The sequence below is a fragment of the Lentilactobacillus kefiri genome (genome assembly GCF_009739535.1).
Classification (GTDB): domain Bacteria; phylum Bacillota; class Bacilli; order Lactobacillales; family Lactobacillaceae; genus Lentilactobacillus; species Lentilactobacillus kefiri.
Window position 1 is genome coordinate 1,191,485 of sequence record NZ_CP029971.1, and the last position, 12,307, is coordinate 1,203,791.

Below are 12,307 nucleotides of genomic sequence, written 5' to 3' on the forward strand. Positions count from 1 at the left end.
TTTTTATTGGCCTTCTTTGAGAACGCCGACACGCACGAGGACGGGGGTTGACACGGTTCATTTTGAAATGCATAAAAAATCAGATATTGCGTTATGACGCCGACACGTTTATTATTTTAGTTAATTTTAATTTAATCTCAATCTCATAATCAAGTTAATGAACGAAAGGGGCTTGGACCATGGCAACTTTACAAATTAAGGATCTTCACGTCAGTGTGGCAGATGAAGAAACCAAAAAGACCAAAGAAATTCTCAAAGGTGTCAACCTGACGATGAACACTGGTGAAACCCACGCCATCATGGGGCCTAACGGAACGGGAAAATCAACTTTGTCAGAAACTATTATGGGAAATCCCAAATATCTTGTGACTCAAGGAGATATTATGCTTGATGGGACAAGTCTTCTGGGTAAGCCGGTTGACGAACGTGCCCGTGCCGGATTATTCCTGGCCATGCAATATCCCGCCGAAATCAAAGGCATTACCAATCTTGAATTTATGCGGGCAGCTGTTAACGCCACCCGACCCGACAACGATCCTATTCCAATTCGGACTTTTCTAAAAGAGCTGGATAAAAACCTGGAAATCCTGAATATGTCTGACGATATGGCAGAACGTTACCTTAATGAAGGATTTTCCGGTGGTGAAAAAAAGCGAAATGAAATTCTTCAATTAATGACCATCAAACCCAAGTTTGCAATCTTGGATGAAATTGACTCAGGCCTTGATATTGACGCCCTTCAAGTCGTTGCAAAAGGCGTCAATCAGATGGCTAGCCCAAACTTTGGCGTTCTGATGATTACCCACTATCAACGCTTATTGAACTATATCCATCCGGACCAGGTTCACGTGATGATGGGCGGTAAAATTGTCAAAACCGGGAATGCATCATTGGCGACTGAACTTGAAGCTACCGGTTATGCGGGATTGCGTGATGAACTCGGACTTGATGTTGACCTGGTTGATGAGGATGTCCCTGCAGGGAATGGGGGTCGTTAATATGCTGAAAACGATGACCTTGGAGTTGGATCCGGACTTGCTAAAGCAGGCCCGGTTCTCAAATGAACCACATTGGTTAAAAGCGTTGCGTGAGAATGCCTGGAAGCAGATTAATTCGTTGGAAATGCCGATTTTTGCCAAAATCAATTATCATGCCTGGCCACTACTTGATTTTGTGAGCCATCCAGTGTTCAACGTAACAATTCCTGAAAGCGTCTGGTCAGAATCAAACGGCTATCAATTTGCCAGTCTCGGCCAGTTGGTTGTTAAAACCGAACTCAGTGAGGAATTAACTGCCAAAGGGGTAATCCTTTGCGATATGGGAACTGCAATCCATCAATATGGTGATCTGGTGCACGACTTTCTTTTTCATCAAGCTGTTCAAATTGACGAAAACCGACTCACTGCAGTCAGTGCAGCGTTGATGAATGGTGGGACATTCTTATATGTTCCAAAAAATGTCGAGATTGATGATCCGATTAACCTGCTTCAAATCCAGGACAGTCGGCAACCAGGGAATTTTGTGAACCACACACTAATCGTTGCTGGAGAGAATAGTCAATTCCAAGTGCTTCAACGATCGTCGACTTTGGGGGATGAACCAAACGCTGCCCACATAATGGTTGAGATAGTTGCCCAATCAGGGAGCCGAGTTAAATTCTCGGCACTCGATTCCTTGGGGCAAACGACTCACTCATACATTAATCGCCGGGGATACCTTGAAAAAGATGCCAGAATTGACTGGACAGTCGGTGTTTTAAATGACGGCAATACAATTGCGGATTTTGATTCCAACTTGGTGGGCAGTGGTTCCCATACGGAAATGCAGACTGTTGCGATTTCCACTGACCGGCAAACCCAGGGAATTGACACCCAGGTAACAAATTACGGCCGGCACTCTGAAGGCAATATCTTGCAGAGAGGAATTCTGCTGGGCCGATCCGCTCTGGTGTTTAACGGAATTGGAAAAATTATCAAAGGCGCACACGGTGCTAAAGCCCAACAGGAAAATCGGGTTTTGATGTTATCGCCGAAAGCTCGCGGGGATGCTAATCCCATATTATTGATTGACGAAAATGATGTAATTGCCGGCCATGCTGCAAGCGTGGGACGGATTAACCAAGACCAGATGTACTATCTCATGAGTCGGGGCCTGACGAAAGAAGTCGCCCAACGGTTGGTTGCCCGGGGATTCTTGGGTGTAGTGCTTTCAGACATCCCGGTTCCCGAGGTTCGTCAACAAATGATTTCATTGATTGAAAGGAAGCTCATAAATGGACAAGGGACTGAATAATTCAAGAGAAGATTTCCCGATTCTGAATCAAAAAGTGAACGGTGAGTCCCTGGTCTATTTGGATAATGCCGCGACCTCACAGAAGCCGCTTGCGGTGCTGGACACGATTATGGGTTATTACAAGCATGATAATGCCAACGTCCATCGTGGTGTTCATACGTTGGCAGAACGCGCCACTGAGAGCTATGAAGCAGCCAGAGACAAAGTGGCTGAGTTTATTAATGCGGCATCGAGACGTTCGATTATCTTTACCCGTTCGACGACTGAGAGTTTGAACTGGATTGCCGCAAGCTTTGGCAGTCTGGTGGTTGAACCAGGGGATGAAATCGTGATTTCAGAATTGGAACATCACAGTAACGTGGTTCCTTGGCAGCAGGTTGCCGCCAAACGGCACGCCACCCTGAAGTACATTGGTTTGACGCCGGACGGTGAGCTGGACATGGCAAGCGCCCGCCAAATGATTACTGATAAGACGAAGATTGTGTCTGTTGCCCACGCATCCAACGTGATGGGAGTGGTTAATCCCATTCAAGAGTTGGCTAAATTAGCTCATCAGCATCATGCATACATAGTTGCCGACGGGGCGCAGGCGGCTCCCCACATGCCGATTGACATTCAGAAACTAGGAGTTGATTTTTACGCCTTTTCCGGTCATAAGATGCTGGCACCAACGGGAATTGGTGTCTTGTATGGCAAAGAAGAGCTGCTGAATATGATGCCGCCGGCTCAATTTGGCGGTGAGATGATTGACTTTGTCCATCATCAGGATGCGTCGTTTAAGGAACTTCCATGGAAGTTTGAAGCAGGAACCCCCAATATTAGCGGGGCAATTGCTCTGGGGAGTGCCATTGATTATTTGAATGAATTAGGGATGGCCAACATTTTGGCTTACGAAAAAGAGTTGGTGGCCTATACGCTTCCCCGCTTAACGGCAATTGATGGGGTGAAGGTTTATGGCCCGCAAGATCCGAAAAAACATACCGGGGTGCTGGCGTTTAACTTATGGGGAATCCATCCCCATGACGTCGCCACCGGCCTGGATATGGAAGGAATTGCCGTGCGAGCCGGCCATCACTGCGCTCAGCCGCTTATGGCCTATTTAAACGTTGACGCAACTGCCCGGGCCAGCTTTTACTTTTACAACACCAAGCAGGATGCAGATCGATTAATTGAAGCAATGGTGGCAGTAAAGGAGTTTTTCACTAATGGGATTAGCTAAATTAAACGAATTATATAAACAAGTTATTTTGGAGAATGCCCAACATCCGCATCATCATGGCGACTTGGAAACGGCTACCGGAACGTTGGAACTTCGAAATCCAACGTGTGGGGATGTCATTAATGTTTCAGTCTTGATCCGGCAGAATCGAATTGCTGATTTATCATTTTCCGGCACCGGTTGTACCATTTCACAGGCCTCTGCCAGCTTGATGACGACGGCGCTAATTGACCAACCGGTTCAGCGGGCCCGGGAACTGATTATGGCGTTTTCACACTTGATTACCGGCGAATCGATTAATTCGATCGATGAAGATGCCCTTGGTGACGCAGCACTGGTTGGATCAGTTGCGGAATTTCCCGCCCGTATCAAATGTGCCGCACTTGCATGGCACGCAATGGATGAAATCCTTGAGAAAAAGGGAGTTGACGACAATGACTGACGTTTCTGAAATCATTAAAGATAAGGATTATGAATATGGGTTTCATGATAATGTAAAGCCTGTTTACTCAACTGGTAAGGGACTGACAGAAACAATTGTTCGCGAAATCTCCGCCGAAAAGCACGAGCCGGAATGGATGCTTAATTATCGGCTGGCAGCCTATCACGCATATTTAAAAATGCCGGAGCCCAGTTTTGGCCCTGATTTAAGCAAACTGGATTTAGAAAACATGAAATTTTATCAAAAGGCCACTGACAAGCAATATCGTGATTGGAACGATGTCCCGGAAAAGATCAAAACAACATTTGACCGCCTGGGAGTGCCGGAAGCTGAACGAAAATATTTGGCTGGCTCCTCCGCGCAATACGAGTCGGAAGTGGTGTATCACAACATGCAAGAGCAGTTCGAAAAGCTGGGGATTATTTTTACGGATACCGATACCGCCTTGCAGAAATATCCTGAATTATTTAAAAAGTGGTTCGGTAAGTTGGTAAAACCCACCAATAACAAATACTCTGCCCTGAATTCCGCTGTGTGGTCCGGCGGTACCTTTATCTATGTACCAAAGGGCGTTTCGTTAACGACACCGATTCAGTCATACTTCAGACTCAACGCAGAAAATTCTGGTCAATTTGAGCGGACCTTGATCATTGTGGATGAAGGGGCTCACGTGGAGTACGTGGAAGGTTGTACCGCGCCGACTTATAAAAGTGACAGTCTGCATGCCGCTGTGGTCGAAGTGAACGTTTTACCTCACGCCTATTGTCGGTATACGACCATCCAAAACTGGTCAAACAACGTTTACAGTCTGGAGACCAAGCGAGCTCAGGCACTTGAAGGGGCCATCATGGAATGGGTCGATGGTAATTTAGGCTCAAAAGTCACAATGAAATACCCTTCCGTTTATTTAAATGGTGAGGGTGCCCGGGGAACGATGCTGTCAATTGCCGTAGCCGGGAAAAATATTGATTCGGATACCGGCGCCCAAATGATTCATAACGCTCCTAATACATCTTCTTCAGTCGTCTCAAAATCAATCGCGAAAGACGGCGGCGCGGTGGATTATCGCGGCAAAGTCAAATTTGGCCGCCACTCGGACGGTTCGTTTGCTCACGTGGAGTGTGACACCATCATCATGGACGAGCAATCTTCCAGTGATACCATTCCGTACAATGAGATTTTAAATAACAATGTTTCCATGGAGCATGAGGCGAAAGTTTCAAAGATTTCAGAAGAACAGCTCTATTATTTGATGAGTCGTGGTATTCCAGAAGCCAAAGCAACCGAAATGATTATTATGAGCTTCGTGGAGCCATTTACTAAAGAACTGCCAATGGAATACGCTGTTGAGCTTAATCGGCTTATCAGCTTTGAAATGGAAGGTTCAATCGGATAGGAGAGATTGTCATGAGCACAGAACGTTCGTTTAAAGAGCAGGCCATGTCAGTTCTTGAAGACGTGGTTGATCCGGAATTAGCGGTTGATATTGTGAACTTGGTATTGATTTATAATGTCGAGTTGGATAATCAGGGGTTGTGTACCGTGACAATGACATTAACGATTGCCGGTTGTCCATTAACTGAGTATCTCAATGCCGCTATTGAAGAAGAGTTGTTAGCGATGGATCAAGTTAAAAAGGTCAAAATCAACCTTGTCTGGGAACCGGCATGGTCAATTGACAAGATGTCTCGTGAGGCGAAACTTGATCTTGGAATTCACTAATGAAGATTGATAGACTATTTCAAATTCAATCAATCACGTAAAACACCGCCAGACAAAATGGGTTCGTTCAAAAGCTGGAATCCAGTCGTCAAATTGGCGGTGTTTTTTTAGAAAATGATTTGAGAAGGTGTACAATCATTTTAGATTGATTGTTGGAAGGACGTCTTTGTATGAGTATTATCTATCTGATCATTACCGGTTTTATCATTGGCACGATTGTCATTACCCTTGGCGGTGGTGGAGCAGCCTTTTACCTCGGTATTTTGACGATGGTCTTTGGATTGGGGCCAGCCAGTGCAGCCGCAACTTCTCTGGTCACGTCGTTTCCGTCACTGCTCATTGGATCGTATTCATATTTTCGATTACATAAAATCAAATTAAAAATCGCCTGGCGAATGATCATTTTTGCTGTTCCGGCGGTTGTCGTCGGTTCGCTGTTGTCTCCCCATATTCCGGCTAAGATTTATTCCTTTATCATTGGCGGTATCCTGGCAATTCTGGGGATTCAAACCCTGTTCAGTAAACAAGATGGTCACAAAAAGCCAAATAAATGGTTGGCGCCAATCTACGGTGTGATTAGCGGCTTGATGGTTGGAATCGGTGGCTTAAGTGGTGGCGGCCCAGTTGTTGCTGGCTTATTGGTAATGGGCACAGACATGGTAACAGCTGCTGCGACATCCTCTTTAGTACTGGTTGTGATGACTGCCACTGGGTTGATTTTTCACCTTTCAGCCGGAAACGTTGACTGGTCGGTGGGACTTGGCTTGATGTTTGGTGCCATTATGGGATCATTTCTGGCCCCGGTTCTTTTGGGAAAATTAGATCCAAAGAAGTTTACCAAGTATGTAAAGCCGATTTTAGGTGTTTTGCTGGTCGTCATGGGGACGTTCACGGCATTCAAATAATAGAGTGGGACAAAAGGCGTTTTGATCCCAGAATTTAAGAGCATCAATCGATTATTCCTGGTTTTGGAATGATTGATTGATGCTCTTAGTTGTCTTCATCACAATAATTGAGATTACAAAAAATAAGTATTTACAAATTGCCCTTAATACTGTATTCTTACATAGTGAAATGAATCACTAACTATCAAAAAAGTATACAGGAGGAATCCATATGACTGATCGTTTAAAAGGCAAAGTAGCAATTGTAACTGGCGGTACCTTGGGAATTGGCTTGGCAATCGCTGATAAGTTTGTTGAAGAAGGCGCAAAGGTTGTTATTACCGGCCGTCACGCTGATGTAGGTGAAAAAGCTGCCAAATCAATCGGCGGCACAGACGTTATCCGTTTTGTCCAACACGATGCTTCTGATGAAGCCGGCTGGACTAAGTTGTTTGATACGACTGAAGAAGCATTTGGCCCAGTTACCACGGTTGTCAACAATGCCGGAATTGCGGTCAGCAAGAGTGTTGAAGATACCACAACTGAAGAATGGCGCAAGCTGCTCTCAGTTAACTTGGATGGTGTCTTCTTCGGTACCCGTCTTGGAATCCAACGTATGAAGAATAAAGGACTCGGAGCATCAATCATCAATATGTCATCTATCGAAGGTTTTGTTGGTGATCCAACTCTGGGTGCATACAACGCTTCAAAAGGTGCTGTCAGAATTATGTCTAAATCAGCTGCCTTGGATTGCGCTTTGAAGGACTACGATGTTCGGGTTAACACTGTTCATCCAGGTTATATCAAGACACCATTGGTTGACGATCTTGAAGGGGCAGAAGAAATGATGTCACAGCGGACCAAGACACCAATGGGTCATATCGGTGAACCTAACGATATCGCTTGGATCTGTGTTTACCTGGCATCTGACGAATCTAAATTTGCCACTGGTGCAGAATTCGTTGTCGATGGTGGATACACTGCTCAATAATTCTAACTAATCAAATAATTCTAACAACTCTCAAAGACACCCCGCCAGCTTATAGCTGAGTGGGGTGTCTTTGTTGTATGCTTAATATGAAACTTAAGGATAAGGATTGTCTGTCACAGGGATGAGAAACAGGTTTCCGTTTGGTTTGCGAACTGATTTATTTAAAAAGATTCAAGATTATCCTTGCTCGTTGCGTTACGTCATGGGATATAAAAGAATCAGGAGGTGAGAACGATGTCGACATATACAACGGGAGAATTTGCCAAGCTGGGTGGTGTCTCGGTTAGAACCATTCAGTATTATGATCAAAAAGGTATTTTGAATCCGACAACGATTTCTGAAGGTGGGAGACGTCTATACACTGACAAGGAGCTTAAAACGCTGAGATTAATCTTGTTATTGAAATCAATGGGATTGCCATTGGCCACCATTAAGAATTTACTACTGGAAGAGGATTCTACTCAGGTGCTGTCGCTCATGCTTACTGAACAGGAAAAAAAGCTTCAGCATGAAATGACGTTAAATTCTGAGCAGTTGAAGACGATTCGAAAGGTTCAGGAAAGTCTTGATGATTATGCGCTAATCTCCCAAACCGATCTTGACGGCATCGAAAATATCATGGAAAGCAAACCAAAATTAAGAAGATTTCGTGGTTGGATGATTACTTGGGGATTAATGATGGACGTTCTGGAGGTTGCCGCCATTGTCATTTGGATCATGTCAGGCAACTGGGTCCCTGCAGCAATTGTTTTTCCACTTGTTATCGTAATGGCAATTGTTGTGATTTGGCAGTACTACGTGAAGGTCGAATATATTTGCCCGAACTGTCATCAGCACTTTAAGCCAAGCTGGAAGGACTTCACATTTTCAAAGCACACACCGAATACCCGCCGATTAACTTGTCCTAATTGTGGTTATCGGGGATATTGTGTGGAAGTTTATGATGTAAAGCAAATAAATTAGTAAATTTAGATATTATCAAATAAGCATTGAACATCTTTGTATTAAGAAGAGTTCAATGCTTATTTTTTGCGTGGATAATTTTTGTTGCTTAAAAGCTTGGCTTAATATATGGAACCCGCTTGATTGTGGCACCAACTGAGCTTTCAGTAAACCACTTCTGGTTAACCAATGGTTTGAAGTTTTCGGTCTGCCCGGTAACGATCACTCCGGCAAATTTTGCCTTATTCAGGGAAGGGTACTTTTTGGCGTATTGATGGGCAAATTTTGTGATTGAAAAGTTGTTAAAGGTTCCTAACTCGTCGGCCGTATGGAGCTCTTTTCTAAAATAATTGTAGTCCAAATCATTCAGCTTTCCTTTTGTAGATTGAATTCCTAGAAAATTATTATTTTCGATCGTAGGATCCGCTTTTCCGCTAACTCCCAGCCAATACCAATTAGCTTGCACATCAGAAGGTAGTTTTTCCAAAATCTGTTTATAAGTTAGGGGTTGTCGAAATGTTAGGGCAATTTCACCAACGTAATCTTTCATTACTGAAATGGAAGCTATTTCCGATGCCTTTTGTACGTTGGGAGATTTAACACGATCGTTGTAAAATAAAGGAATCTTTGTTTGAGTTGTCCTAGTGTAAGCAGCATTATCATAAGAGTCGACTAGATTATCGCTTTGAATCTCGTGGTAAATCCAATTATATTTACCTTGAATTGTTTGCCAGGGAATATGGTAACCGTCAATGTCTTTGTACTGATGGCTAATAACGGTTCCACCACTGATATTGCTATTGCCAATAGCTAAATCACTATTTTGAATATTCGGACTTACTAGTGATTGTCTGACATCCATATCAGCCATTAGCTTACTGGACTGTTTTGCAGAGAAAGATTGGGTAGTTTTGTAGCTGATTGCTGATAAAATTGGAAAAAGTACAATAATTAATAATATTGTCAATAACCATCGCTTGAGTTTAATGCGAAAAGCGAGCTTTTCAAATTCATTGTCTTGTTTCATTATATTTCACCAAATCCTTTTTTGATTTTCTTGCGAAGTCGATATAAACGCATCTTAATGGCGGCGGGCGTTGTCTTCAGTTCCACTGAAATTTGATCGATTGATTGATTCTCAATGTACTTCATCTTTAAAATGGCTTGATCATTTGACGATAATTTATTGAGAATACCCGGTAACTTTTTTGATGAATTTCTGATATCTGAAGTATCCACATTCTTTTTTTCCGGAATAAGATATAATTGCAAAATTTCTTTCAAATGTTTGTCACGACGATACAAATCGATGTATCTCGTTTTGGCAATCTGATACATATACGGCCGAATTTTATCTGGTGGCAGTATTAAATCCATTTCCAAGACTTTGACGAAGACGTCTTGGACAACGTCTTCAGCCATGTCCTTGCTGGCACCCTTTGAGATTAGGTATTTCCTGAGTTCAATCGAAATATCCTTTAGTAATGTCTCATACCCGTCAAGTTTCATGACAACCTCCTTTCACTCTATATAACGAACGGTATCCGCAAAAGTAACGCCTATTCCCTCTTTTATGTAAAAAATAGCCGGACAAAAATGTCCAGCCAAAATTAATGATTATTTATGTTCCAAAATTTGATTCATCGCACTATCAGCACTGCTCTTATACATCGTGCCAAACTTGTTGGTGTGAACCATCAAGTAGTACAGACGATAGAAGTTCAATCGTTCATTGGCACCGGGATCCAGTGGGTAGACGGCGTTATAGGCAGCGTAGAAGTCTGCATCAAAGCCACCGAATACAGTGGTAATCCCCAGATCAAATTCCCGGTCACCATAAAATGATGCGGGATCAATCAATGCGGGGCGACCATCTGCAAGAAACATGTAGTTACCGCCCCAAAGGTCACCATGCAGAAGAGACGGTTCACTTTCGTGCTTCGATAACTTATCGAGAATCACTTCGCGAACCTGTTTGTATTTGGTATCATCACGCTCATTCCACAAATGCTTCTTCATCAGAGCATCGCGCAGTCGATCCAAACGATGATCGACAAATAGCTCGCTCCATGTGTCGGTCCAGCTGTTATCGAAACTTTCATCATTGCTGACATACGGCAAATCAAAGCCGAACTTGCCGTTTTTACTATAGTGCTGGTGAAGATTGGCAACGAGTTCACCTAGATCACTCTGACTGCCGGATCCGGATTCCAAAAAGTTCAGCAATAAGTATGCATCACCATCGATTTGGCCGTTCCCTAATACTCTGGGAGCCAAAACCTTTGCCTCTTCAAATGCCTTTAGTCCAGCAATTTCACCGGCATAAAAATCTGCGGTTGTGTGTGGCTGAACCAGCAGAAAATAAGTATCGTCCTTTGTTTCTAATCGAAATGCTTCATTAACATCTCCGCCACCAACTGGAACTGCTTTTGTAATTCCTTTGATTGGCAGTTGTGCTAGCCATTGATCATCCATTGAATAATCACCTCTGGGTTCATTGTAACTGAAAATGTCACTTTGTGGGCATTTTGATAATTGCCCTTCGTTAAAAATCGGGTTAACATTAAATCAATATATAAAATCAGTCAAAAGCATGTAAAAAAGGAGCGGTTAATATGAATTACTTACACGTTGCAAAGCCATTGACACTGCCATGTGGACAGCAGATCAAGAATCGCTTCTTTAAGTCTGCCATGAGTGAGACGATGGCAGATAATCATGAACCGGATGAGCGGTTTGCCAGATTGTATGGTAAGTGGTCTGCGGGTGGTTCAGGAATAATTGTGACCGGAAATGTGATGGTTGACCGTGATGCGCTTGCGGAGCCGGGGAATGTTGTCGTTGATGATGAACGCAGTCTGCCATTGCTCAAAGAGTGGGCCAAGGTCGGAACTGCAAACCAGACGCAACTATGGATGCAGTTAAACCATCCGGGCAAGCAGTCACCCAAGTATCTCTCTGCCCAACCTGCAGGACCAAGTGCCATCCCGATTACGGGAGCTAACCGCAAATATTTTAATTCACCACGGGCACTTTCCAATGAGGAAATATACGCCATTATTGCCAAATATGTCCGAACGGCAGAGATTGCTCAAAAAGCGGGTTTTACCGGCGTTCAGATTCATGGGGCATTCGGCTATCTGGTCAATCAATTTCTATCACGGAAAGATAATCAACGCCACGATGAATTTGGTGGATCATTTGAAAATCGCATGCGGTTCCTCGTTGACATTTATCAGGGAATTCGCGAGTCTTGTGGGGCTGATTTTGCAATCAGCCTCAAGGTAAGTGTTCTTGATATCGACGTGGATGGCTTTACCGAGCATGACTTAATTGCCGTGATTCAAAAGATGTCTGATCTGGGAATTGATCTAATTGAAATTGCCGGTGATGACTATGAGGATTCCACCGTTGGCTTCTCAGGGTTTGCACATATGATTCATCAGCTGGTGGGAACCCCAATTGCTTTGAGCGGCGGTTTTCGAAGCATTTCCACGATGGAAGAAGCGCTTGGCAGGCACGATGCGGACTTGATTGGTATTTGTACGCCAATGGTCGTGATGCCTGATCTGCCAAACCAAGTTCTGAACGGAAGTTATCAACCGGTTCGACTGCCACTCACAATGGGCAGTAAGCGGGTTGATAAAAAATATGCACCAACTTATATCACCGCATATTGTGAACAGCAGGCACGACGAATTGCAGCTGGTAAACGACCTGAATTGTATGTGAGTGGCTGGCGGGCACTTGCCGCTAGTGTGAAGATGCATGGCCCTGAAGGACTAGTTCCCCGGCGGGCACAATAATAAAAATCA

Annotated in this window: 13 protein-coding genes; 10 read left to right on the forward strand and 3 right to left on the reverse strand. The window is 43.8% G+C overall.

The annotated features are described in order from the left end of the window. Positions 1-179: 179 nt before the first annotated feature. The 9 genes from sufC to DNL43_RS05760 all read left to right on the forward strand — a co-directional run bounded on the left by sufC (position 180) and on the right by DNL43_RS05760 (position 8,513). Positions 180-998 carry a Fe-S cluster assembly ATPase SufC gene (sufC, locus tag DNL43_RS05720; RefSeq protein ID WP_056983012.1) on the forward strand — a complete coding sequence of 273 codons (819 nt, stop codon included), beginning with the start codon at positions 180-182 and terminating at the stop codon, positions 996-998. A 1-nt stretch (position 999) separates the two neighbouring features. Then, a complete protein-coding gene (gene sufD, locus DNL43_RS05725) occupies positions 1,000-2,292 on the forward strand; it encodes a Fe-S cluster assembly protein SufD (RefSeq protein WP_056983013.1) in 1,293 nt (430 codons plus the stop codon). Next, entirely contained in the window at positions 2,273-3,511 is a 1,239-nt protein-coding gene (locus DNL43_RS05730) for a cysteine desulfurase (protein WP_054768788.1), read from the forward strand. Before sufD ends, DNL43_RS05730 begins: the two co-directional genes overlap by 20 nt. Next, a complete protein-coding gene (gene sufU / locus DNL43_RS05735) occupies positions 3,498-3,953 on the forward strand; it encodes a Fe-S cluster assembly sulfur transfer protein SufU (protein WP_054768787.1) in 456 nt (151 codons plus the stop codon). The genes DNL43_RS05730 and sufU overlap by 14 nt, the downstream gene beginning before the upstream one ends. Further along, entirely contained in the window at positions 3,946-5,349 is a 1,404-nt protein-coding gene (sufB, locus tag DNL43_RS05740; RefSeq protein ID WP_056983014.1) for a Fe-S cluster assembly protein SufB, read from the forward strand. Before sufU ends, sufB begins: the two co-directional genes overlap by 8 nt. Positions 5,350-5,360: 11 nt before the next feature. Further along, positions 5,361-5,675 carry a metal-sulfur cluster assembly factor gene (locus tag DNL43_RS05745; RefSeq protein WP_054768786.1) on the forward strand — a complete coding sequence of 105 codons (315 nt, stop codon included), beginning with the start codon at positions 5,361-5,363 and terminating at the stop codon, positions 5,673-5,675. Positions 5,676-5,845: 170 nt separating this feature from the next. After that, the gene (locus DNL43_RS05750) at positions 5,846-6,580 is read left to right on the forward strand and encodes a sulfite exporter TauE/SafE family protein (protein ID WP_156645023.1); all 735 of its coding nucleotides are present in this window, start codon (positions 5,846-5,848) and stop codon (positions 6,578-6,580) included. Positions 6,581-6,791: 211 nt separating this feature from the next. Next, positions 6,792-7,550, forward strand: a complete 759-nt coding sequence (locus tag DNL43_RS05755; RefSeq protein WP_054768785.1) for an SDR family oxidoreductase — start codon at positions 6,792-6,794, stop codon at positions 7,548-7,550. 234 nt (positions 7,551-7,784) lie between these two features. Beyond that, positions 7,785-8,513 carry a MerR family transcriptional regulator gene (locus DNL43_RS05760; protein ID WP_054768784.1) on the forward strand — a complete coding sequence of 243 codons (729 nt, stop codon included), beginning with the start codon at positions 7,785-7,787 and terminating at the stop codon, positions 8,511-8,513. 88 nt (positions 8,514-8,601) lie between these two features. On the opposite strand, the gene DNL43_RS05765 is transcribed toward DNL43_RS05760, so the two are convergent. From DNL43_RS05765 to DNL43_RS05775, 3 genes are all read right to left on the reverse strand, one after another. Beyond that, entirely contained in the window at positions 8,602-9,519 is a 918-nt protein-coding gene (locus DNL43_RS05765; RefSeq protein ID WP_056983018.1) for an anti sigma factor C-terminal domain-containing protein, read from the reverse strand. Continuing rightward, positions 9,519-10,001: an RNA polymerase sigma factor gene (locus DNL43_RS05770; protein WP_056983020.1), complete on the reverse strand. Its 483-nt coding sequence runs from the start codon at positions 9,999-10,001 to the stop codon at positions 9,519-9,521. The genes DNL43_RS05765 and DNL43_RS05770 overlap by 1 nt, the downstream gene beginning before the upstream one ends. A gap of 108 nt (positions 10,002-10,109) precedes the next feature. Continuing rightward, the gene (locus DNL43_RS05775; protein WP_054768781.1) at positions 10,110-10,967 is read right to left on the reverse strand and encodes a fructosamine kinase family protein; all 858 of its coding nucleotides are present in this window, start codon (positions 10,965-10,967) and stop codon (positions 10,110-10,112) included. Positions 10,968-11,107: 140 nt separating this feature from the next. Here DNL43_RS05775 and DNL43_RS05780 point away from each other — a divergent pair, with 140 nt between their 5' ends. After that, entirely contained in the window at positions 11,108-12,298 is a 1,191-nt protein-coding gene (locus DNL43_RS05780) for an oxidoreductase (RefSeq protein ID WP_056983022.1), read from the forward strand. Positions 12,299-12,307 lie beyond the last annotated feature (9 nt).